General features: G+C 69.1%; 18 protein-coding genes and 3 tRNA genes. 16 read left to right on the top strand and 5 right to left on the bottom strand.

The window, feature by feature from the left end; translation table 11 throughout:
• Positions 1-5 precede the first annotated feature (5 nt).
• The 4 genes from AC5YDA_RS06670 (at position 6) to AC5YDA_RS06655 (ending at position 4,012) form a co-directional block, all read left to right on the top strand.
• The gene (locus AC5YDA_RS06670) at positions 6-1,343 is read left to right on the top strand and encodes a DUF4921 family protein (RefSeq protein WP_496189794.1); all 1,338 of its coding nucleotides are present in this window, start codon (positions 6-8) and stop codon (positions 1,341-1,343) included.
• Between the two features lie 107 nt (positions 1,344-1,450).
• Positions 1,451-2,371, top strand: a complete 921-nt coding sequence (locus tag AC5YDA_RS06665) for an ABC transporter ATP-binding protein (protein WP_496189793.1) — start codon at positions 1,451-1,453, stop codon at positions 2,369-2,371.
• On the top strand, positions 2,364-3,185 hold the full coding sequence (locus AC5YDA_RS06660; protein ID WP_496189792.1) for an ABC transporter permease: 822 nt from the start codon (positions 2,364-2,366) through the stop codon (positions 3,183-3,185). The genes AC5YDA_RS06665 and AC5YDA_RS06660 overlap by 8 nt, the downstream gene beginning before the upstream one ends.
• Positions 3,182-4,012, top strand: coding sequence for an ABC transporter permease (locus tag AC5YDA_RS06655; protein ID WP_496189791.1), 831 nt, complete (start codon positions 3,182-3,184; stop codon positions 4,010-4,012). The genes AC5YDA_RS06660 and AC5YDA_RS06655 overlap by 4 nt, the downstream gene beginning before the upstream one ends.
• Positions 4,013-4,037: 25 nt before the next feature.
• Here the strand turns inward: AC5YDA_RS06655 and AC5YDA_RS06650 are convergent, their stop codons facing one another.
• Positions 4,038-5,282 carry an MFS transporter gene (locus AC5YDA_RS06650; RefSeq protein ID WP_496189790.1) on the bottom strand — a complete coding sequence of 415 codons (1,245 nt, stop codon included), beginning with the start codon at positions 5,280-5,282 and terminating at the stop codon, positions 4,038-4,040.
• A gap of 9 nt (positions 5,283-5,291) precedes the next feature.
• Complete coding sequence (locus AC5YDA_RS06645; RefSeq protein WP_496189789.1) at positions 5,292-6,263, bottom strand: NAD(P)H-quinone oxidoreductase; 972 nt, start codon at positions 6,261-6,263, stop codon at positions 5,292-5,294.
• Positions 6,264-6,407: 144 nt separating this feature from the next.
• On the opposite strand from AC5YDA_RS06645, the gene AC5YDA_RS06640 reads away from it, so the two are divergent.
• Positions 6,408-6,492, top strand: a tRNA-Ser gene (locus tag AC5YDA_RS06640).
• Between the two features lies 1 nt (position 6,493).
• Positions 6,494-6,952, top strand: coding sequence for a hypothetical protein (locus AC5YDA_RS06635; protein ID WP_496189788.1), 459 nt, complete (start codon positions 6,494-6,496; stop codon positions 6,950-6,952).
• A gap of 25 nt (positions 6,953-6,977) precedes the next feature.
• Here AC5YDA_RS06635 and AC5YDA_RS06630 read toward each other — a convergent pair whose 3' ends face one another.
• Positions 6,978-8,642, bottom strand: a complete 1,665-nt coding sequence (locus AC5YDA_RS06630; RefSeq protein WP_496189787.1) for an LCP family protein — start codon at positions 8,640-8,642, stop codon at positions 6,978-6,980.
• Positions 8,643-8,744: 102 nt separating this feature from the next.
• Here AC5YDA_RS06630 and AC5YDA_RS06625 point away from each other — a divergent pair.
• From AC5YDA_RS06625 to AC5YDA_RS06615, 3 genes are all read left to right on the top strand, one after another.
• Positions 8,745-8,834: transfer RNA gene (locus AC5YDA_RS06625), tRNA-Ser, on the top strand.
• A gap of 85 nt (positions 8,835-8,919) precedes the next feature.
• Positions 8,920-11,118 (top strand): DUF4185 domain-containing protein, encoded by a 2,199-nt coding sequence (locus AC5YDA_RS06620; RefSeq protein WP_496189786.1) that lies wholly within the window; start codon positions 8,920-8,922, stop codon positions 11,116-11,118.
• 4 nt (positions 11,119-11,122) lie between these two features.
• The gene (locus tag AC5YDA_RS06615; protein WP_496189785.1) at positions 11,123-11,887 is read left to right on the top strand and encodes a hypothetical protein; all 765 of its coding nucleotides are present in this window, start codon (positions 11,123-11,125) and stop codon (positions 11,885-11,887) included.
• Positions 11,888-11,967: 80 nt separating this feature from the next.
• On the opposite strand, the gene AC5YDA_RS06610 is transcribed toward AC5YDA_RS06615, so the two are convergent.
• On the bottom strand, positions 11,968-13,815 hold the full coding sequence (locus AC5YDA_RS06610) for a phosphoenolpyruvate carboxykinase (GTP) (protein WP_496189784.1): 1,848 nt from the start codon (positions 13,813-13,815) through the stop codon (positions 11,968-11,970).
• Positions 13,816-14,184: 369 nt separating this feature from the next.
• Here AC5YDA_RS06610 and AC5YDA_RS06605 point away from each other — a divergent pair.
• A tRNA-Arg gene (locus AC5YDA_RS06605) sits at positions 14,185-14,257 on the top strand.
• A gap of 356 nt (positions 14,258-14,613) precedes the next feature.
• On the opposite strand, the gene AC5YDA_RS06600 is transcribed toward AC5YDA_RS06605, so the two are convergent.
• Positions 14,614-15,837, bottom strand: coding sequence for an ROK family protein (locus tag AC5YDA_RS06600; protein WP_496192911.1), 1,224 nt, complete (start codon positions 15,835-15,837; stop codon positions 14,614-14,616).
• Between the two features lie 306 nt (positions 15,838-16,143).
• Here AC5YDA_RS06600 and xylB point away from each other — a divergent pair, with 306 nt between their 5' ends.
• The 6 genes from xylB (at position 16,144) to AC5YDA_RS06570 (ending at position 23,128) form a co-directional block, all read left to right on the top strand.
• Positions 16,144-17,580, top strand: a complete 1,437-nt coding sequence (gene xylB, locus AC5YDA_RS06595) for a xylulokinase (protein WP_496189782.1) — start codon at positions 16,144-16,146, stop codon at positions 17,578-17,580.
• 18 nt (positions 17,581-17,598) lie between these two features.
• Entirely contained in the window at positions 17,599-19,089 is a 1,491-nt protein-coding gene (locus tag AC5YDA_RS06590; RefSeq protein ID WP_496189781.1) for a sugar ABC transporter ATP-binding protein, read from the top strand.
• A 19-nt stretch (positions 19,090-19,108) separates the two neighbouring features.
• Positions 19,109-20,146, top strand: coding sequence for an ABC transporter permease (locus AC5YDA_RS06585; RefSeq protein ID WP_496189780.1), 1,038 nt, complete (start codon positions 19,109-19,111; stop codon positions 20,144-20,146).
• 86 nt (positions 20,147-20,232) lie between these two features.
• The gene (locus AC5YDA_RS06580) at positions 20,233-21,228 is read left to right on the top strand and encodes a sugar ABC transporter substrate-binding protein (protein WP_496189779.1); all 996 of its coding nucleotides are present in this window, start codon (positions 20,233-20,235) and stop codon (positions 21,226-21,228) included.
• Between the two features lie 86 nt (positions 21,229-21,314).
• Entirely contained in the window at positions 21,315-22,352 is a 1,038-nt protein-coding gene (locus tag AC5YDA_RS06575) for an NAD(P)-dependent alcohol dehydrogenase (protein ID WP_496189778.1), read from the top strand.
• An 11-nt stretch (positions 22,353-22,363) separates the two neighbouring features.
• Entirely contained in the window at positions 22,364-23,128 is a 765-nt protein-coding gene (locus tag AC5YDA_RS06570) for an SDR family oxidoreductase (protein WP_496189777.1), read from the top strand.
• Positions 23,129-23,326: the final 198 nt, after the last annotated feature.

Raw genomic sequence — 23,326 nt, 5'->3', positions numbered from 1 at the left:
TCACCATGGAGCCGTACAGCCGTGAACCCGAGTACCTGACCAGGTTGGCGGACGGGACCGTGAAGCAGCTGAACCCCTTCACCGGGACGGAGGTGTGGACGGTCCCGGGCCGCGGGAACCGTCCGCTGGGCGTCAGGAAGGCCGAACCGGCGCCCCTCGACCCGGCCGCGCACGGAGCGCACTGCTCCTTCTGCGAGAAGCGCTACACGGAAACTCCGCCGGAGAAGTCGCGGGTCGTCCATCGCGGCAACACGGTGTGGGAGACGCACTACCGGACGCCGGCGGAGGAGATGTTCCACACGGTGGCGGACTTCCGGCGCGTACCGAACCTGTTCGAGATCCTCAGTTATGAGTACTGGAACCTCAACTACGGCTACACCCTGCCGACCCAGGTCGCCGCCCGCCGGGCGGCCTACCTCGCCTCACCGGCGGGCCGCGAGCACGTGCTGGGCGTGATCGGCATGAAGCTCCGTGCGTCCGGGCGGACGGCCACCGAGGTGGCGGCGATGAGCGAGGAGGAGCGGATCGCCGCGGCGTCCGGCTTCTTCGGAGGAGGTCACGACCTGATCATCGCCCGGCGCCACTTCGTGGACGGAGCCACCGCCGACGACGAGCTCGCCGGCTCGGGCACGCTCACCCCGGACGAGCACGAGCAGTTCATCGCGTACACGCTCGAGTCGGTGAGGGGGATGTACGACCTCAACCGCTACGCCCGCTACGTCACCGTCTTCCAGAACTGGCTGAAGCCGGCGGGCGCGTCCTTCGACCACCTGCACAAGCAACTGGTCGCGATCGACGAGCGGGGCGTCCAACACGAGGCGACCCTGGCGAAGCTGCGCGTCAACACCAACCTGTTCAATGAGGTCGCCACGAACTACGCCTCCTACAAGAACCTCGTGATCGCCGAGAACGACCACGCCATGGCGTTCGCGGGGTTCGGGCACCGGTTCCCGACGATCGAGATCTACAGCAAGTCCGAGGAGTCGGACCCCTGGCAGCAGTCCCGCGAGGAGGTGCGCGCCATGAGCGACATGATCCAGGCCATGCACGCAGCGACGGGCACCGACGTCCCCTGCAACGAGGAGTGGCACCACCGCCCGATCGACGTGGATCTCGCCATGCCGTGGCGGGTCATGCTGAAGTGGCGCGTCTCGACGTTGGCCGGCTTCGAGGGTGCGACGAAGATCTACCTCAACACCATCGAACCGACCATGCTGCGCGACCGGGTGGTGGACCGGCTGTTCGCGCTGCGCAACGAGCGCAGGATCGCCGACTCGCTCAAGATCGCGTTCGAGGCGCCCTGCCGTCCGAACTCGTTGCGGTACGGGCGTTCCGCCCATTGAGGTGGGGCACCCGGCCGTTCGGGTCAGCAGGGTGCCGCACGTGAGCCGCTGACAGTCCTTTGGCAAGGGGTTCCATCCTGTTGGTGACGGCTTGTAGGGTTCACGCCGTGCCCGTGATCCAAGCCCGCGACCTCACCAAGAAGTACGGCGACTTCACCGCCGTCGACGCCATCTCGTTCGAGGTCGCACCCGGTGAGTCGTTCGGGCTGCTCGGCCCCAACGGCGCCGGCAAGTCGACCACGATGCGCATGATCGGGGGCACCTCCCTGCGCACGTCCGGCAGGCTGGACGTGCTGGGTCTCGACCCCGAGACCCACGGCCCCGAGGTGCGCGCCTCGCTGGGCGTCGTCCCGCAGCAGGACTCCCTGGACGAGGAGCTGCGCGCCCGCGACAACCTCATCGTGTACGGCCGCTACTTCGGCCTGCCGTTGAGCTACCTCAAGCCGAAGGCGGACGAGCTCCTCGAGTTCGCCCAACTCACCGACAAGGCCAACGCCAAGGTGAACGCGCTGTCCGGGGGCATGAAGCGACGCCTCACCATCGCCCGTGGCCTGGTCAACGAGCCGCGCATCCTGCTGCTGGACGAGCCGACCACGGGCCTCGACCCCCAGGCGCGCCACATCCTGTGGGACCGGCTCTTCCGGCTCAAGGAGCAGGGGGTCACCCTCGTGCTGACCACGCACTTCATGGACGAGGCGGAGCAGTTGTGCGACCGGCTCGTCGTGATCGACAAGGGCAGGATCGTCGCCGAAGGCGCCCCGCAGGCGTTGATCCGGCAGTACGCGACGCGCGAGGTCGTCGAGGTGCGCTACGGGTCGGCCCGCAACGCCGAGATGGAGCCGCTCCTGCGCGAGGTCACCGACCGCATCGAGGTGCTGCCCGATCGCATCCTGCTCTACGACGACTCCGGGGAGGCGCTGCTGGAGGAGATCAACCGGCGCGGTGCGCCCCCGCTCACCTCGCTGGTGCGGCGCAGCTCGCTGGAGGACGTGTTCCTCCGCCTCACCGGGAGGTCACTCATTGACTGACGTCACCTTCACCGGACTCGACCACGCCGCGCTGGCCCGCCGCACGCGCCGCTGGGGCTGGCTCCAGTACGCCGCCTACCGGCAGGCCGCCGAGCGGCCGTTCTTCTGGACGGCGTTCGTCACCGCCCTCGGCAACCCCGTCCTGTACCTCGTCGCGATGGGCATGGGCCTGGGGTCGATCGTGGACGTCCCGGTCGACGGCGTCCGCTACCTGTCCTTCGTCGCACCCGGCCTGCTCGTGGCCACCGTGGTCGCGACGGGTGCCATGTTCGGCACCTGGCCGATCTTCGGGGGCTTCAAGTGGATGAAGAACTACCTCGCCGCCCAGGCCACCCCCATCGCGCCATGGCAGATGGCCGTGGGTGAGGGCGTCGCGATCTCGGTCCGCCTGTTCGTCCAGGCCTTCCTGTTCTGGCTGGTCGGGCTGGCGTTCGGCGCGTGGCCGAGCACGGGGTCCCTGCTGTGCGTGCCGATCGCGATGCTGGCCGCGATGGCGATGTTCGCCCCGCTGATGGCGTACTCCGCGACGCTCGAGGAGGAGGGCCTCCAGTTCAACTTCGTGCAGCGGCTCATCGTGATGCCGATGTTCCTGTTCGCGGGCACCTTCTTCCCGCTGGCCTCCATGCCCCTGTACCTGCAGTGGATCGGCTGGCTCTCGCCCATGTGGCACGGCACGCAGTTGGCACGGATCGTCTCGTACGGCATGGCGAACCCGGGGTGGCTGACGCTCGTGCACGTGGTCTTCCTCCTGGGCTGCACCGTGACGGGCCTCCTGCTCGCCGCCCGCACCTTCTCGCGGAGGCTGGTCCGATGAGCGTGATGACGCCGGTCCACGAGCGGCTGCAGCGGCGTCCGGCGTTCGGTCGCGGCCTGTATGCGGGCAACGCACGGGCGGTGATCGAGCGGGGCTTCCGGGTGATCCGCAACCAGAACTGGGGCGTGATCGCCACCGGCTTCTTCGAGCCCGTGTTCTACCTGCTCGCCATGGGCATGGGCATGGGTGCGCTCGTCGGCGCGGTCCCGGGGCCGGACGGCCGGCCGATCACCTATGCGATGTACATCGCCCCTGCACTGCTGGCGACGTCGGCCATGAACGGCGCGATCTACGACTCGGTCAACAACGTCTTCTTCAAGCTGCGCCACAGCAAGCTGTACGAGGGCATGCTCCAGACGTCGCTGGGCCCCATGGATGTGGCCATCGGCGAGATCTTCATGGCGCTGTTCCGGGGCCTGTTGTACGCGATCGGGTTCCTGGGCGTGATCACCGCGATGGGGCTGGTCACCTCGTGGTGGGCGGTGGCGATGATCCCGGTGGCCCTGCTGATCGCACTGGGTTTCGCCTCGCTGGGCATGGCCGTGACGAGCTTCATGAGGAGCTTCCAGCAGCTCGACCTGGTGCCGCTGGTGCTGCTGCCGATGTTCCTGCTGTCGGCCACGCTGTTCCCGATCACGGTGTACCCCGAGCCCCTGCAGTGGGCGATCATGGCGATGCCGCTGTGGCACGGCGTGGAACTCATGCGCCAGCTGTCCGTGGGGTGGTTCGACGGGGCGACGCTGGTGCACGTGGCGTACTTCGTCGTGATGAGCATCGTCGGCATCACCGCCGCCTCCCTGCGGCTGCGGCAGCTCTTCCTGCGCTGAGGCGACCGGTGCGGCCCGGCGGGCCTCAGACCGCGGCGTCCTCCCGCCGGGCCCGCACACGCCGGACGCCCCGGCGTCCGACCTGGAGCGCCACCCAGCCGAGCGCAGCCAGGGCGAGGCCGCACAACCCGGTGGTGATGAAGCCCAGCTGCCAGCCCCACGTGTCGAGCACGTAGCCGACGACCGGTGGGGCGATGGCGTTCCCGGCGGTGGCCATCGTCCCGGACCAACCGAACGCCTCGCCGCGCGACGTGTCCGGCACGAGGTCGCCGAGCCGCTCGCCGGTGGCGGCGAGGGTGGGCGCGCAGAAGAGCCCGGCGAGGCCGAGGAGGGCGGCCAGCAGCCAGAGGTTGGTGCCCAGGGCCGCGAGCGTGGTCGTGGCGGCCAACCCGATGATCAGGTGGGTGATGCCGAGCCTCCCGTGGGGGAGGCCGCCGAAGAGCAGGCCGCCGACCAGGGAGCCGAAACCCCACACCACGATCAGGATCGCCAGGGCGGAGGCCGCCTCGAGCGAGCGCGCCGCCGCGACCATCGCGAGGTCGGTGCCGGCCAGCATGAACGACGTGGCCAGGGTCGCCACGAAGGTGGCGATGACCGGTCCCGTCAGCCAGGACCGCATGCCCCCACGGGTGGGGTCCGCGGGGGAATCCCCGTCGGGGGCCCCGATCTGGGCGGAGGCGTCCGGCTTCTCGGAGACGAGCGCCGGGTTCAGGAACGCCAAGAGCGCCGCCGCGGCGACGGAGAGGAGGGCGAGGATCGCGAGGGTCCAGCCGGTGTCCCACGAGGTGGCGAGCAGGATGCCGATCGTGGGCCCCGCCATGAACGCCATCTCGGTGACCACCGAGTCGAGCGCGAGGGCCGCGCGCCGTTGCGTCGGCGGGACGGCCGCGAGCATGAGTTGCCGGGTGAGGACGAACCACGGCACCGCGAGCAGGCCGACCCCGCCCATGACGAAGAGAAGGGGCCAGTACGAGAGGAACGGCGCGGCCAGGAAGGCCACCGGGAGCAGCGCGATGCTGGGAGCGAGCGTCCGGCGCAGCCCCACGGTGTCGAGGAGGCGACCGCGCAGCGGCGAGGCGAGCGCGATCGCGAGGGTGAACACGGCGGTGAGCAGCCCCGCGCTGGCGTACGTCTGGCCGAGCGACCCGACGACGTGCAGGGTGAGCACCACTCCCGCACCGAACCACGGCGCCTTCCCGAGTGCGCCCAACAGGACCGCCTGCCGCACGGCCGGCAGGCGCCAGATGTCGGCATACGCAGTGAAGTTCACCGCAGAAGACTAGAAGGTCAGGATGATCTTCCCCACATTGTTGCCGCTGGCCAGTAATTCGTGGGCCTCGCGGACCTGGTCGACCGGGAACCGGGTCTCGCGCGCCAGCCTGATCGTGCCCTCGTTGATGAGCGGCCACACCTCGGCGGCGACCCGCGCCACGATCGCGCACTTCTCGTTCACGGGGCGGAACCGGAGCGAGGTCGCGGTGACGGTCGCCCCCTTGGTGAGCAGGGCGTTGAGGTTGAGCTCACCCTTGACGCCACCCTGCAGGCCGATGACGACGAGGCGTCCGCCACGGGCGAGCGACCGGACGTTGGGCTCGAGGTACTTGGCGCCCATGATGTCGAGGATCACGTCGACACCCTTGCCCTGCGTCGCCTCCCTGAGCTGGGTGGCCCAGTCGTCGTGGTAGTCCAGCGCGATGTCGGCACCGAGTTCACGGCAGAGCTGCAGTTTCTCGCTCGAGCCGGCCGTGGTCGCGACGCGGCAGCCGATGGACTTGGCGTACTGGATGGCGAACGAGCCGATCCCGCCCGTGCCGCCGTGGACGAGGATCGTCTCGCCCGGGTGCAGGTGCGCATGGGTGGCGTTCGACACCACGGTCGCGGCCACCTCGATGAGGCCGGCCGCGGTGATCAGGTCGACGCCCCGCGGCGGAGCGATGGCCTGGCCGGCGGGCACGACCACCAACTCGGCGTAGCCGCCGCCGGCGAGCAGGGCGACGCAGGGGTCACCGACTCTCCACCCCTCCACGGCGTCGCCGACGGCCTCGACGTGCCCGGAGACCTCCAGCCCGATGATGTCGCTGATGCCCTTCGGGGGCGGGTAGTGCCCCTGTCGCTGCAGGACGTCCGCACGGTTCACGCCCGCGGCCACGGTGCGGATGAGCAATTCACCCCGCCCGGCCACGGGGGCCTCGACGTCGCTGATCAGGAGGACCTCGGGCCCTCCGGCTTCGGTGGTGGTCACGGCGCGCATGGCCCCACCCTAATGTGTTGCATTTTGTGTGGGCGAAGTACCCCCATCATGACCAGTTCTGCCGACACAAAATGCAGCACGGGTTGGGTGGGCCGCGGTCAAACCCAGCGGGACGGGGCACCTTGGGTAGGATGAACCCGATCTGGCGAGATCGCATAGTGGACTAGTGCAGCCGCCTTGAAAGCGGCCGAGGGGCAACCCTCCGTGGGTTCGAATCCCACTCTCGCCGCGTGGCAGCAGAGGAAACGGACCAGTTCGTCATCACCTCCCGCCCGCCGGTGCGGGCCTTCGCGGTGGCGGCGGCCCTCGCGGTCGTCGGAGCGATCGTGGCGGTGATCCCGGCGCCCGCGCAGTGGCAGACCCTGCTCATCATCCTCGGACTCGTGTTCATCGTGGGTGCCGTCGTCCTCGTGGTGGCTGCGCTCACCGCGTCCCGTCGCCAGCGGGTGCTGGTGGCACTGACCCGGTCCGGCTACCGGGTGGACGGCCCGTCGGGCGTCCGGACCGGCACGTGGGAGGACGTGACCCGCGTGACCGCCTCCCCGGGCCGCATCACGCTGCACCAGGGCGACGACGCGCGCGTCCACCTGGTGGCGCCGGGTGGCCAGACGCCCCAGCTCCACGCGATCGCCTCGGCGATCAGCAGGCGCTTGGACGACAACCGCGGCTACCACGTCTGGCAAGGCTGAGCGAAGGCTCGGCCAAGGCCCCCGATCAGCCGTTGCCCTCCGGGAACGGCTGGGGGTTGTAGGCGCACTCGTCCACGACCGAGGCCGGAGCCGAGGGTTCGGGTGACGCGGACGCCGGGGTGGACGTGCTGGGTCCCGGCCTGACCGCGGCCGTGGGGGAGGGGGCCGGCGTGGCTGTGGCCCCGGGGGCGGTCGTCCCGGGCGCGGCGGTCGGGGCCGGCGTCGGCGGCTTGATCGCCGATTGGACGCGCTCCCGCACCAGGGTCCAGTCGGGGCTGGTCGTGGAGAAGCCGTCCTTGTCGTTCTGGAAGGACACCGACGTCATCGTCGCGTCCTTGACGCGCAGGCCGAGCATGACCATGGCGGGGAGTTGCTTGTTGGGCATGTCCGTGGCGACGATGTTGCTGCCGGCCCTGGTGAGCGCCTCGTAGTTGGCCAGCACCTTGGTCGGCTGGGCCTGCTGGACCACGGCCTGGATCACGCAGCGCTGCCGGGACATCCGGGCGTAGTCGTCGGTCTGGTAGCGGCCGCGCGCGAACCAGAGGGCGTCCTGGCCGTTGAGGTGCTGGTAGGGACCGGGGACGAGCCAGCGGTCCGGCGGGAAGCCGTCGTTGCCCCCGAGGTGGGTGGGGTTCTTGCCCCCCACCGGGATCGGGACGTTCACGTTCACCGTGATGCCACCGAGGGCGTCCACGAACTCGACGAACCCTTCCATGTTGACCATCGCGTAGTAGTCGACCGGGAGGCCCAGGGCCTCACCCACCGACTGCTTGAGGGCCTCCGCGCCCGGATCCTCGGCCTTGTCGAACGTGCCCGGGTCGGCGAGCCGGGGGACGGCGTCGTAGATCGCATTGAGCGCGTAGTTCTGGTCGAGCGGGTCACCGGCGGTGAATCCGTGGGGGAACTTCTTGGCCAGCGGGGATCCGGGTGGGAACGGCATGCGCGCCGTCTGCCGGGGCAGCGAGAACAGCACCGTGTTGCCCGTGGCGGTGTCGATCGAGGCGAGGATCACGGTGTCGGTGCGGGTCCCGGTGCGGTCGGCGCCCGCATCACCGCCGAGGATGAGCAGGTTCAGGCGCTGCTTGCGGGCCCACGGGTCGGTCACGGTGCCGAACGGTTGGTCGTCCCCACCCGCGGGCGTGGCTCCCTCGCTGCCGAACACGCTGTCGACCATGACCGCGGTGTCGCGGATCGACCGGGCCGCGAAGAACGACGGCGCGGTGACGCCCAGGGCGAGGAGCCCGATGGCCAGCGAGCCCACCAGGCGCTGCCCCCAGGTCGGGTTCGAGGGGCGCAGCATGAGGTGGGTGGCGGCGATGCTGCCGGCCCACAGAACGGCGAAGACGGCCACCCCCACCCACACGGCCGTCAGGACTCCCGGCATGACCAGGAACGACAGCGCCTCAGTGCGGGCGAAGAGGGCCCCCACGATCACGAAGGCGGTGGCGAGGAGGGCGATGGAGAGCAGGACGATCCCCACCGGGCGGGCGCGCGTCCGCAGCAGCCCCAACCCCGGCACGATCGTGCCAGCGGCGGCCCAGCCGAGCGAGCCCCCGAAGGTGCGGGCCATCACCACCCGCCGCGGGCGATGGGGTCGCTCGGAGCCAGGGCGTCCGCTGGCGGGGGAGGAGCCGCGCGCGGCTGCGTACACCGCCTCGTGGGGGTGCTCGCGGTCGTTGGGCCCGGTCATCGGGGGTGCCTCCATCCCAGCGTTTATCCCGCGAGCATACTCGTCGCCGGTGTGCCCTTTTGCCGAGCGGCTGGGCGACCGGTAGGCTTGCGGATCGGTCGAGGAGGTGTCGCCTAGTCCGGTCTATGGCGCCCGCCTGCTAAGCGGGTTTGGGGGTTAACCCCATCGCGGGTTCAAATCCCGCCACCTCCGCCGCGTGAACGCCCGGATCCGTGGTCCGGGCGTTCGTCGCGTCCGGGCCCTCGTCCTGTCTGGGGGACTCACTACAGTGCGACCCGTGCCCCTCGACGCCCTGCCCCCCGCGATCGGACCCACCGCACTCGCCGTCGCGCCGCGGCCCGGGCGGTCCGGGGTCACCGGTCTCCTCGCGCCCGGCCTGCTCCACGCCCTCGTCCGCGACCCCGACGGCGGCGTCCGCCACTACGAGCGCGCCCAGGACCGCCCCGACCGCGGCTGGGCGCGCGGTGACCTCGTCAGTCCGGACGCCACGGCTCCCGGCGCGATCGTGGTCACCGGAGCTGCCCTCAACGCGTTCGTGCCCGAGCCCGGCGGCATCGCCCACCACATCCGATCCGCGGCCCCGCGCCGGGCGACCGAGGACGGTCACACCCTCGACCCCGCCACCTGGGGGTCGCGCGGATGGGCCGTCCCGGGCCGCGTGGTCAGCGCCGTCGCGGTGCGCGGTGACGTCGTCCTGGCCGTGGCGGACGCGGGGGGCGTGACCGTGTGGCGACTGCGGGAGGGTCGCTGGCAGGTGGACCACGCCGTCGAGGGTGCTTCTGCGCCGGCGCTGGCCGTTCGGGGAGGCTCGGTGGGGTTGCTGGTCCAGGTGGGTGAAGGGGGCGACCCCGGGCTCCACCTCTGGGAGCGCACCCGCTCCGGGGCGTGGCGCCGGGGCGTCCGCCTCCTGGGTGTCCCCAGTGCCCCCGCCGCCCTGGTCGCGGACGGCGCCGCTTGGCTGGTCGCCGTGCCGCGCGCGGGCGTGGTGGCGACGTACCGCGTCCGGGGGCGGGAGGGGGCGCCGCACGCGACGCTCACCTGGGGAGCCGGCCGCATCGACGGGGTCGCGCTGGTGGCCGGATCACGCGGTGGGGTGCAGGCCGTGACCGCGGAGGAGGGATCGGTGTTCCAGCACCGCCGGACTCCCACGAACGGGTGGTTGCGCGTGAACTGCCTGCGGCTGCACGACACCCAACCCTTCGTGGTCGATCCCCGGGACTCCACCAAGCTCGCCCAGGTCTCGGGGGAGGCGGACAGCCAGCCGGTCCGCGAGGGCGGGCGGCGGTCGACGCTCAGCCGGTCCCGGACGACGTCCGGCGTGCTCGGGACCGACCTCGGCGTGCACGTGCACCACCGCGGGCGCGACTTCCTGCTGTTCGGCGACACCCACTGGGACCGCCGCCCGTGGCTCACGACGCGCGACTCGATCGCGGAGGTCCTCTCCGAGGAGGGGAGCGTGCCCGGGCTGCCACGGGTGGTGTTCCACGGCGCACCGCTGGTGGTGCGCGGCGGGGGCGTGACGATGCGTGAGTACGACGTCCCGCTGGACGGGTTCTCCCTCGACGGGGACTTCCACGCGTTCTTCACCTCGAACCACTTCGCCGGCGGGCAGGTGATGGGGCGCTCGGTCCTCACCCGGGCCGCCGACCCGGCGCTCACGATCAATCCGCGGGCACGGCTGCGGGGTGTCGCCTTCGACCACCTGGGGACCTTCTCCAGGCGGTACTTCCTCAACGTGTCCGTGCAGCCGGTACCCGCGGCGTCCCTGCCCGGCTACGGCGGGGAGGGTGAGGTTCTGCTGGTGTTCGGTTCCGGCCCGTACCGCGCGGGCGACCTGCGCCTGGCCGTCCTCGACCCCCGATCGGACGCGGTGCGTGCCACCCTCGCGGGGGGCCGGGGCGTCGCGGCGTGGCCGGGACGCGTGTTCCCCCTGCTCGGACGCCTCGACCGCCGGACCATCACCGAGGGCGTCCGCTACTTCGCCGGCCTGACCGACGGCGAGCCCGTGTGGTCGGAGCGCGAGGCGGACGCCCGCCCGCTGCTCCAGCCGGGGGCGTTCGGCGAGTTGTCGGTGAGGTGGGTCCCCGAGGTGGGGAGGTTCCTGCTGCTCGCGGCCTCCGGCCCGGGGGACCCGATCGGGCTCGCCGTCACGTTGCGGACGGCCCAGAACCCCTGGGGCCCGTGGTCGCCGCGGCGGCGGCTCCTGGACTGGGTCGCCCGCGGCATGTGGTTCGACGACCCCTATGCGCGGTTCATCAAGGCAGTTGCCGACGGCACGGACCCCGTCGGGGACCGCATCTTCCGCGGCCAGCGGGACGCCACCGGCGCCGCCTATGCCCCGTACTTCTACGGCGCACGCCTGGACGGCGACGACCTCGTGCTGCGTTACACGTTGTCGACGTGGAATCCCTACCAGGTGGTGCTCATGGAGCATCGGCTCTCGGCGGCCGATGTCGGGCAACGCCCGATAGCGTGACCCCATGGCCAGCTACGACGAGCTCGACCGCACGCTGACGCGGGTCGCCACCGAACACGCGGACGCCGTCGCGGACGTCGTCCGCGTGGTGCGCGGAGGGTCGTCCGGGGAGGACCGGACGCCCGCGGAGGCGATCCGGGTGTTGAACGGCTGGTACCTGCGCCAGCAGGCGACGGATGCGGGAGTGCGTGCCGTGCCGGGACGAGTGGGAGGCGTCGTCGGGGCGCTGCGCCCGGAGCCGATGGCATCGCTCGACCGCACGATGGTCTATCTGCTGGCGTTGGCACGCCTCCACGGCGTGAACCTGGACGACCCCGATCGCCGCAAGGCGCTGCTCGTGGCGGTGCTGCTCGGCGATGAGGGGGCCCGGCTGGCCACCTCGGCGGTGGTCGGCTCCGGATCGGGGGCGGCGTGGGCGCGCCGGTTGGTGTCGCTGCCGAGGGTGGGGAACCCGCTGGTCGGCCGGCTCGTCGGTGCCGCCGTCGACACCGGTCTGGCGGTGGTGCTGGCGGCCGGTGGTGAGTCGATCCAGGCGCGCGCCGTCGTCGCCCAGGCCCAGCGGGCGTTCGGTGAGCCCCCGGCAGCGTTCCCGGGGCAGCCGCCGCGCGCATCGCGGCTGGCGGCGTCCCCGTCGCCCGGGCCGGTACCCAAGCCGGTGGACCGCTCGGCGATGGGCGCGGCCGCGGCGGAGCCCATGACCGCCAGCGGTATTCGTGCCCGGGCCCTGGCCCGGGCGCTGCACAAGGCGAAGAAGCGACCCGAGAGCTGACAGCACGGCCCGCCCCGCGCCGGACGCCGAAGGCCCGGCCCCACACAGGGGGCCGGGCCTTCGGTTGATCAGCCGGTGGATCAGCGAGCGGCGTCGGAGGAGGGGTCGATCCGATCGCGCAGGTGGTCGAGCTGGTCCTTGAGGGCTTGGGGCAGCTTGTGACCGAACTGCTTGAAGTACTCCTCGGTCAGGTCGGCCTCCTTCGCCCACGCCTCGGCGTCGAGGGTGAAGATCTTGTCCAGGCTGGTCTCGTCGATGGCGAGGCCGTCGACGTTGAGGTCACCCTTCTTGGGCAGCTGGCCGGAGATCGCCGGGACGGCTTCGACCTCGCCGAGCACGCGCTTGATCGCCCACTCGATGGGACGGCTGTTGTCGCCGAAGCCCGGCCACAGGAACTTGCCGTTCTCGTCCTTGCGGAACCAGTTGACCTGGAAGATCTTCGGGGCCTTGTCGCCGAGGACCTTGCCCATGTCGAGCCAGTGCTGCCAGTAGTCGGCCATGTTGTAGCCGCAGAAGGGGAGCATCGCGAAGGGGTCGCGGCGCAGCGAGCCGACCGAACCCTCAGCGGCGGCCGTCTGTTCCGAGGAGACGGTGGCGCCGATGAAGACGCCGTGCTCCCAGTCGTAGGCCTCGGCGACCAGCGGCACGTTGGACGCGCGGCGTCCGCCGAACAGGATGATGTCGACGGGGACGCCGGCCGGGTCCTCCCAGTTCGGGGCGATGGTCTCGGCCTGGTCGGCGCTGACGGTGAAGCGCGAGTTCGGGTGCGCGGCGGGCTCGGTGGACTCGGGGGTCCAGTCGCGGCCCTTCCAGTCGATGAGGTGCGCCGGCTTCTCGTCGGTCATGCCCTCCCACCAGACGTCGCCGTCGTCGGTCAGCGCCACGTTGGTGAAGATCACGTCGTGGGCGAGCGACTTCAGCGCGATCGGGTTGGTCTTCATGGAGGTGCCGGGGGCGACGCCGAAGAAGCCGGCCTCGGGGTTGATGGCGTAGAGGCGGCCGTCGGAACCGGGGCGCATCCAGGCGATGTCGTCGCCGACCGTCTCGACCTTCAGGCCGGGGATCGTGGGCTGGAGCATGGCCAGGTTGGTCTTGCCGCAGGCGCTCGGGAACGCCGCGGTCAGGTAGAGCTCCTTGTTGTCGGCCTCGCGGGTGAGCTTGAGGATGAGCATGTGCTCGGCCATCCAGCCATCGCGGCGGGCCATCGTCGACGCGATGCGGAGGGCGAAGCACTTCTTGCCCAGCAGCGCGTTGCCGCCGTAGCCGGAGCCGTAGGAGATGATCTCGTTGGTCTCGGGGAAGTGGGTGATGTACTTGTCGTCGTTGCACGGCCAGGCGACGTCGTCGCGCTGGTTGCCCAGGGCGTCCACCAGCGGGTACCCGACCGAGTGCAGGGCCTTGACCCACGGGGCACCCTTGGCGATCCGGTCGAGCGCCTCGGAGCCCATGCGAGTCATGATGCGCATGTTGAGGACGACGTACTCGGAGTCGGAGATCTCGACGCCCAGCTGCGAGATGTCGCCGTCGAGGGGGCCCATCGAGAAGGGGATGACGAACATCGTGCGGCCACGCATCGCGCCGTCGAAGCGTTCGTTGAGGATGGCGCGCATCTGGTTCGGTTCGGCCCAGTTGTTTGTGGGGCCGGCGTCCTCCTCCTTCTCGGAGCAGATGTAGGTGCGCGACTCGACACGTGCGACGTCGGAGGGGGCGGAACGAGCGAGGTAGGAGTTCGGACGCTTCTCCTCGTTCAGCTTGATGAACACCCCGGAGTCGACGAGCTGCTGGTTCAGGCGGTCGCGCTCAGCCTCGGAGCCGTCGACCCAGTGGATGGCGTCCGGCTTGGTGAGAGCGGCGACGTCCTCGACCCAGGCGACGAGGTCTGCCGGGGCGTGGGCGGGCGCGTTGTTCGGGATGGTCTCGACGGTCATAGTGCTCCTTTGCGTGCGGCCGACGGAGAGACTCCGGGGCTTCTTTGACCAAGTTCCTCTGCCTTCATCGTGCACCAACTGCGCGCTTTTCACACAAACGATGTGACCGGGCACTACACTGGCCAGCCCCCTAGGTCAAGTGGTTTAAATAACTAATAAGCTTGGTTGCGTCAGGTTGCCAGGCCGGCGTCGGCTTCGCCGAAGGCGTGGCGGGTCCGGACGCCTCGAGCGGGGTCGCCGGCTGCCGGCGCGAGCGGGCCTCGGGGGAGGCGTGGGGGCTCACGGGGAGGGGATTGTTGCCGTACGCGTGGTCCGGATTGGCGGTCGGCGGCCGGAGAGGGTAAAGTAACGACTCGGTCGCTGGCCGATGCGCTTGTAGCTTAATGGATAGAGCATCTGACTACGGATCAGAAGGTTGGGGGTTCGAGTCCCTCCAAGCGCGCGATAGCCCCCCAGGTGACAGCCTGGGGGGCTTTTTGCGCCGCTGGCTTCCTGCTGGGTCTCGGTCGCGCAGTGGGCCCGGGGCGGCCGGGTCAGCTGAAGGTCCGGGCGATTCTGGACGCAGCCGTGGGCCTCCCCCGAGAGATGCATCAACGACTTGGCCAGCTTGGGCGACCCTGAGCCTCATCAACCCCGGCGATCCATCCACCACCCGTGGGAGTGGGCGGCGAAGGACGCCGGCGCGACGGGGGGCGGACCATCCTTCAGATCCGTCACGTACGTGGACGGGTCGAGTGTGTGGCGTCCTGAAGCGTGGCCCGCCCACCCGTTCGACTGCCCGTCCCGGCACTTGCTCATTCAGGTGATGACGGTTTCTGGGGTCTCGGTCACCGAGTAGTAGGCCAGTGCTTCGGGGGCGGGTTCACGCCACCGGTCGGGATCGTTCAGGAAGCTGAGCAGGACCCGCCACCCCGCCCCGACGCTGACCGCGTGCGGTCCGGCAATGGCGCGGCTGATCTCGGTGGGCGCCCATCGACTGCTCAGTTGGCGACTGGCCAACTCGCGGCGGAGTGGTTCCTCGATGTGCGGGAACAACTGTTCCAGCAAGCCGCCGAGGACGACGGCGGGGCTGTCGCACAGGTTGAGGTAAGCGGCCAACCCGCGACCGAGGTGGACGCCCGCATTGTGCACCGCCTGCAGTGCGCGCCGATCATTGCGGTGCAGCGCTGCAAACAGCTTTCCTACGGGAGTCCTGGCATCGAGCCCGGCGGCCGTCAAGAGTGCCTGCCGCCCGACTACGGTTTCAAGGCAGCCGGTCGCGCCACAAGAGCACGGTGCGTGTGAGTCGGTCACCACGATGTGGCCCAACTCGCCAGCCCATCCGCGCGAGCCGGTGACGATCTCGCCGTTCCGTACCAAGGCCGAGCCGAGGCCGGTGGACCCCGTGACGTAGACGAAGTCGTCGATGGGCCGATCGGACCGGCGCCTGGCCATGCGCTCGGCGAAGGCAGCGAGTGTGGCCGAGTTGTCGAACACCAACGAGACATCTGGGGCGACGTGCGGTCGGACTTGGCTGAGGACGTCGACATCCCACCACCCCAGATTGGGCGCCGCCAGTAGCTTGCCCTGCGCTCGGTTGAGCAGCCCGGGGATACCGCATGCGATGCCCACCAGATTCATCTGGGCCGCCTTGATCTGTTGCGCAAGGCGGGCGAACGTGGCTCCGACGTGGTCGAGGACCGACTCTGAGCCTCGACGGCTCTGGGGAAGCTCTTCGTAGTGTTCGCTCAGGATGGCGCCGGTCAAGTCGACGACGCACACCTCGAATGCGTCCGAGGTGATCTCGGCCCCGATGGCCACGTGTGTGTGCGGGGCAGGGTGCAGCGGCACCGACGGACGCCCGCTCCCCTGGCTCCGCGTTCCCCTTTCCACGAGGATGCCGTGGGTGATCAGGTGTTCGATGAGGCGCGTGACGGTTGAGCGATTCAACCCTGTCGCCTGCGCCAAGTCGGCCCTGCAGCGCGGATCTACGGACGTCACGGCCGCGGCGGCGAGGAGTGCGAGGTTGTGGCGGCGCACCATTTCGGTCCGCACGCCTCCTCCACGGGGCGCACCGGCGTCGGTCGTGCCGGTGTCGACGATCAGCGCTGGAAACATCAGTGTCTCCTCCTTGGTTAGCGAGTGTATCGACCCCAACCGTTTGGCCGGCCACCCATCTTAGTTGTGCGGTACGCAGAATACGCTCCTCTTTGGCTTAGCCGTCACGACCGCTGAGTGCGGGTTCGAGGGGTGGTGGGGCCTGATCTACGCTCAGTCTTGACACGTCCTACGTCGCGTCGTAAGTTGTGGCCAGCAACAAACTAGTTGGATTGTACGAGAGGTTCTGCGATGGGGCGGACGTTGGTGGCTGGTGTCGATTCCTCGACTCAGTCGTGCAAGGTGATGATCCACGATGCCGACACGGGTGCGCTGGTGCGCTCCGGCGTCGCGCGTCACACAGCAGGGACGGAGATCGACCCTGAGGTGTGGTGGCGTGCCTTCAAGGAGGCATCCCGGCAGGCCGGCGGCCTCTCGGACGTCTCCGCCATCGCGGTGGCGGGTCAGCAGCACGGCATGGTGGCCCTCGACGAGGCGGGCAAGGTTGTCCGCGATGCCATCCTGTGGAACGACACCCGGTCCGGGCAGGACGCCGACGACCTGATCAACGACCTCGGTGCGGGGGACGCCGACCGCGGGGCCCAGCAGTGGGCGGATCGCGTCTGCGTCGTGCCGGTTGCCTCCTTCACCGTCACGAAGCTGCGGTGGATGGCTCGCCACGAACCGGCCAACATGAAGCGAACAGCCGCCATCGCGCTGCCGCACGACTGGCTCAGCTGGCGCCTCAGGGGTGACGCCCCGATCGACGCACTCGTCACCGATCGTTCGGACGCCTCGGGAACCGGCTACTTCGACCCCGTCACGAACACCTACTGCCCCGACATCCTCGAGCTGGCCATGGGGTCGAAACAGCAGTTGACGCTACCGGCCGTGGTCGGCCACCGCGAGGAGGCGGGCCGGGTCGTCATCGACGGCCGTGAGATGGTCCTGGGTGCCGGGGCGGGGGACAACGCCGGTGCGGCACTCGGGCTCGATCTGCGTCCGGGCGACGTGGCCATGTCGATCGGAACGTCCGGAGTGGTGTCCCTTGTCTCGGCAGCGCCCACGCACGACCCTTCCGGGCTGGTGGCAGGGTTCGCCGACGCGGCTGGTCAGTACCTGCCCCTCGTCTGCACCCTGAACGCTTCGCGCGTCGTCGACGTCTTCGCCGACCTGCTGGGCGTCGACCACCGCGGCTTCAGCGAGTTGGCGCTGTCGGCGCCACCCGGCGCCGAGGGCTTGGTCGTCATCCCCTACCTCGAGGGGGAGCGGACGCCGAATCTGCCGAACGCGGCGGGGGCGATTCATGGCGTCCGGCTGGGGAACATGAGCCCCGCCAACCTGGCCCGGGCGGCTGTGGAGGGCATGCTCTGCGGCGTCGGCGAGGGCATCCGCGCCATGCGGGCCCTGGGTGTCCCGGTCTCGTGTGTCCGTCTGATCGGGGGCGGGGCGCGCAGCGACGCCGTCCGGCGCATCGCGCCGCTGGTCCTCGACCTGCCCGTGACCGTGCCGGAGCACGGCGAGTACGTCGCTGACGGCGCTGCCCGCCAAGCGGCCTGGGTGCTGTCAGGCGCGGAGCAGCCGCCCGCCTGGGTGCCCCGTCTCTCGTCACAGTTCGTGGGGGAGCACCTCCCCTTCATCCAGGAGCGATACCAGGAGGTCTGCCCCCTGGTGTCCGAGCGCGCGTGACCGAAGGAGGAGAGTCACATGACTGACACCAAGCTGCGCGTCGAGAACATCGAGAAGTCGTTCCCGGGCGTCCGGGCCCTCAGCAACGTGAGCTTCGAGGTGCGTCGCGGCACCGTCCACGCGCTCTGCGGGGAGAACGGGGCCGGCAAGTCGACACTCATGAAGATCATCAACGGGCTGTACCAGCCCGATGCTGGCCGCATCTACCTCGACGGCCACCAGGTGACCATCAGGAATCCGATTCAGGCACACGACTTGGGCATCGCGATGATCGCCCAGGAGCTCAATTACGTCCCCCACATCACTGTGGCGGAGAACCTGTTCCTCGGACGCCTGCCCCTGAAGGCGGGTCGCATCGACTGGGGCCGCGTCCGGCGTGAAACGCGCGAGCTGCTCGCCGCCGAGGGGCTGCCCTACTCGCCGGACCAGAAGCTCAACACGCTCACCGTGTCCGACATCCAGATGCTGGAGATCCTGCGCGCGGTCTACCACAAGGCCGACGTCATCATCATGGACGAGCCCACGTCGGCCATCGCCCACCGCGAGGTCGTCGCGCTGTTCGAGAAGATCGCCACCCTGCGAGAGCGGGGGGTGTCGATCATCTACATCTCCCACAAGATGGACGAGGTCTTCCAGATCGCTGACGACATCACGGTCCTGCGAGACGGCGAGGTCGTGAGCACCGATCGCGCCAAGGACCTGGACCTCGACACCGTCATCGCCCGCATGGTGGGGCGCCGGCTCGACAACCAGTTCCCCAAGGAGGAACTCCCGCTCGGGGACGTGGTTCTGGAGGTGCGTGACCTGCACCGGGCAGACACGTTCACGGACGTCAACCTGCACGTGCGCGAAGGGGAGATCGTCGGTCTGGCCGGCCTCGTGGGAGCCGGACGCAGCGAGCTCGTCGAGACGATGTTCGGCTTGGCCGGCCACGACAGCGGCGAGGTGCTCGTCCGTGGCGAAATCCTGAACGGGGCCACTCCCGCCAAGGCGATCAAGAGGGGGGTCGCCATGCTGCCGGAGGACAGGCGGCTGGCGGGCATCATCCCGATGCTGAGCGTCAAGCTCAACGCGACCCTGTCGAGCCTCGGGAAGGTCATCTTCCGTGGGCTCAACCACCCGAAGGTCGAGCGCGACATCGTCGCGAGCTACTTCAAGCGCATGAACGTCAAGACCCCCAGCCTCGAGACCGCGATCGCCTCGCTGTCGGGAGGCAACCAGCAGAAGGTGCTTCTCGCCAAATGGATGCTGACCGACCCCCACGTGCTGCTCCTCGATGAACCGACCCGCGGCGTCGACGTCGGCGCCAAGTTCGAGATCTACCGACTCATGACCGATCTGGCCAGCCAAGGGAAAGGCATCCTGATGATCTCATCCGAACTCCCCGAACTCATCGGGATGTGTGACCGCATCTACGTGATGAGCCAAGGGCGCCTCACCGGCGAACTCGCGCGAGGCGAGTTCAGCCAGGAGCGCATCCTGAGGCTCGCCATGGCAGAGATCGACTGAAGGGGAGGAGGTGAAAACAATGCGTTCACTGCGCGAAAAGATCGACCTGCAGCGCTACTCGATCTACATCATCCTGTTCCTGATGATTGTTGCATCATCGTTCCTGAGCCCGAACTTCCTCACCGAGGCGAACCTCGTCAACATCCCGCGCCAGCTGGCGGTGACCACCATCCTGGCCTTCGGCGCGATGATGCTCATCGTCTGCGGGATGATCGACCTCTCTGCCGGATCGGTCCTGGCCCTGGCGGGTGTGCTGTCGGTGGTCACGTTCAAAGCCACGGGCAGCATGTGGCTGGCGGTCGCCGTCGCCCTGCTGATCGGGGTGGCGTGCAACATCATCAATGCCGTCATGGTGGCCAACTTCAACACGCCTCCCTTCATCGCGACGCTTGCCATGGCGATGGTGGCTCGCGGTGCGGTGCTCCTCTACACCAAGGGCCAGAACATCCTGCAGCTGGGTGACTACACGAAGCTCGGCCAAGGGTCCCTCGGTCCCATCCCGATCCCCGTCCTCTTCCTCGTTGGTGTCACCGCCATCGTCTGGTACCTGATGACCCAGACCAAGTACGGCCGTGCCCTTTACGCCATCGGAGGCAACGAGGCCGCTGCCCGGGCGTCCGGCATCAACGTGATCAGGACGAAGTATCAGGCCTACATCCTGAACGGCCTGCTGGTGGGCCTGGCGGGAGTCCTGTTCATGTCGCGTGTCAACGCCGGTCTGCCGAACGGCGCGGTCGGCTACGAGATGGAGGGCCTGACGTCCGCCATCGTCGGCGGCACCAGCTTCACCGGCGGCATCGGCACGACGATGGGTACCCTCGCGGGTTCCTTCATCATCGGCCTGCTGAACAACATCATGAATCTGACCGGTGTCGACTCGTACGTCCAACAGATCACCAAGGGCGCGATCATCGCGATCGCGGTCATCTACGACATCGCCAGCAAGAAGGGCAAGAAGACCCGGGTCATCCTCAAGGAGGGGCCTCCGCACCAGACGTCCTCAAGTGTGGACGGCAGCCCGCCTACAGGGGCATCTGTCAGTCCAGTGAAGGGCTGAGAAGCTCCATCCCGCAATGCCTAGAGCAGAGCACCCGAAGGGCGCGCCTGCCACTCCAGCAACCCACAACCACGAAGGAACCCAACATGTTCAAGCACCGTCGCATGGTCGCCGGCCTCGTCACAACCATCGCAGCGGCCCTGGCGCTCACCTCGTGCGCCGCCTCCGGAACCCCGGCCGCGTCCAACGCCTCCAGCGGAGCCAAGCAGTACCGGGTCGCGTACATCGCCCGGGCCCAGGCTGACTCGTTCGCGGCGTGGCTCGCCAACGAGATGAAGGCCGAAGCGGCGAAGTACCCCGACATGAAGCTCGAGGTTTTCGATGGCGAGGCCAACGACGAGAAGCAGAACACCATGATCGAGAACGCGATCGCGAACCGCTTTGACGCCGTCATCGTGCAGCCCAACAACGGCGAGGCCCAGCGGCCCTACATCGAGAAGGTCGTCGCCGCGAACATCAAGACGATCACCACCAACCCCCGCGTCTCGGACATCCAGGGTGCCTCCTCGGTGGACGCCAACCCGTACGACCAGGGCGCGGTCGTCGCCCAGCGTGCCGTGAACGACGTGCCCCAGAACGCTCGGGTGGTCGTACTCAACGGTCCGGCCGGCAACTTCCACGCGACTGAGCGTCGCAAGGCATGGGCGAGCGAGTTCTTCGCCAAGCGCCCCGACGTGCAGATCGTCGCCGAGAACATCGCCAACTGGAACAAGGACGAGGCGATGCGCATGATGGAGGACTGGATCGTCGCCAACGGCAAGATCGACGCCATCATCTCGATGAACGACAACATGGCAGCTGGCGCACTCGAGGCGGCGGGGACGAAGGGTGACCTGGGCGGCATCCTCGCCTACGGCGTTGACGGCACCCCCGAGGCCACCCTGCTGATCAAGAGCGGCAAGATGAAGGCCACGACCCTGCAAGCCGCAGGCACCCTCGCACAGCTCAACATCAAGGCGGTGCATGACCTGCTCACCGGCAAGGAGACCCAGGTCGACGACAACATCGACAACCCGGTCATCGATGCCACCAACGTCGACCAGTACATCGACATGTACAAGAAGGCCGGCCTGCTCAAGTAGGGCCGCCCGAGGCGGGCGGCATCCGCTTCGTGGTGCCGCCCGCCACGCCCCATCCCCCAAACCTGACTCGAACGAACGGAATGAGAATGTCCCAGCAGTACCCGGAGACGATGTGGGCCAGCGTCCTGACGCCGGATCGTCGCATCGTGCTCGAAGAGCGCCAGACGCCCAAGCCCGCCGCCGACGAGGTACTCATCAAGGTGGGCAGCGTCGGGGTTTGCGGCTCCGACGTGCACTACTACAAGGAGGGACGCATCGGTGACTTCGTCGTCGAGGCGCCTCTCATCCTGGGCCACGAGGCAGGCGGCACCATCGTGGCTGTTGGCGAGGGTGTCCCCGCCGATCGTGTTGGTGAGCGCGTCGCGATCGAGCCTCAACGCTGCTGCCGCGTGTGTGAGTACTGCCGCAGCGGCCGCTACAACCTGTGCCCGTCCATGGAGTTCTACGCCACCCCCCCGATCGACGGCGCGTTCTGCGAGTACGTGACGATCCAAGCCGACTTCGCCTTCACCGTGTCCGATTCCATCAGCGACGACGCCGCGGGGCTCATCGAGCCGCTCAGCGTGGGCATCGCCTCGATCCGCAAGGCCAAGGTGACGCCAGGTTCGTCGCTCCTCATCGCCGGCGGAGGGCCCATCGGCATCATCACGGCGCAGGTGGCCAGGGTGTATGGCGCCACGGAGATCGTGATCACCGACACCAACCTGACCCGCCGCGACATCGCCGCCCGTTACGCGACCGAGTCGCTCGACCCGGCCGCGCTGGGGGGCCGCACGTTCGACAATTTCATCGATTGCTCGGGCGCCACACCGGCCATCGTGGACGGCATCAACCGCACCAGACCCGACGGCGTCGTGGTGCTGGTCGGCATGGGTGCTGACACCCTCCCCCTGCCCGTCGGGGCCGTGACGATGCGGGAATTGAGCGTTACCGGCATCTTCCGCTACACGCAGACCTGGCCTGTGGCCATCCGGATGCTCGAAGCCGGTCTCATCGAACTCGATGCCCTCGTCACCGAGCGCTACGGATTGGACGAGGTGGAGACAGCGCTCGCTGCCCCAGTCGCGGACGGCGGTCTCAAGCGCGTCGTGGTGCCGGGCGCGCGCGGCCTGGGTGGGCGCTGAGGAGCCCGATCGTGTACCTCAACCAGTTGTTCGGCCTCGACGAGGCGGTGTCGATCGTCACGGGCGGTGGCCGGGGAATCGGGCAGGTGCTCGCCGAGGCCTTGGCGAAGGCCGGCAGCGATGTCGCCATCCTGTCCCGGGGCTCGGCCGAGGACACGGTCGCCCTCGTCGAGGCGGCCGGACGCCGCGGGGTCTGGGTTCCCTGTGACGTGACCGATGAGGAGTCGGTGAAGGGGGCGGTCGCCGAAGTGGAGCGCAGGCTCGGCCCGATCCGTGTCCTGGTCAACAACGCTGGCACCTGCATCCATCAGACCTCCTTCGAGGGGACGGTGGCCGACTTCCGGAGCGTCGTCGACACCAACCTGACCGGTCCGTTCATCACCGCTCGCGTGGTGGCGGCCAGCATGAAGGCCGCAGGTACGCCGGGCTCCATCATCAATGTCGCCTCCATCTCGGGCACGATCGTGAACACGCCGCAGATGCAGGCGTCCTACAACGCCTCCAAGGCCGGCTTGATCCATCTCTCACGTTCGCTCGCCTACGAGTTGGTGGGCACGGGCATCCGGGTGAACGCGCTGAGCCCCGGGTACGTCGCCACGCCAATGTCGACGGACACGCCCGACGACCTCCGCGCGGCTTGGGAGCCCCTGTTTCCCATGGGACGCATGGCCGATCCCAACGAGCTGGTCCCCGCCTTGCTGTACTTGACCAGCCCTGCTGCCTCGTACACGACCGGGAGTGACGTGGTGGTCGACGGCGGCTACACGCTCGTCTAACCCATCCGCTCGGGAGCCGGGGGCCCACCCAACGCATGGGTCCCCGGCTCCGTGTCCCTTCACCCGGTGGTGGCGTCCGGCTGCGCTTGCCGATCCGGCCGGGGCCCATCCGCTCGGTCGACCGCGGGTGTCGAGTCAGGCAGCGTCCTCGGCGAACTCGATCGCGTACTTCTTGCTCGCCATCTTCGCCAGGATCGC

It is taken from the genome of Propioniciclava sp. LT294 (assembly GCF_059516005.1).
Note: the sequence above shows the minus strand (reverse complement) of the source record. Positions and strands in the feature narration are given on the sequence as shown.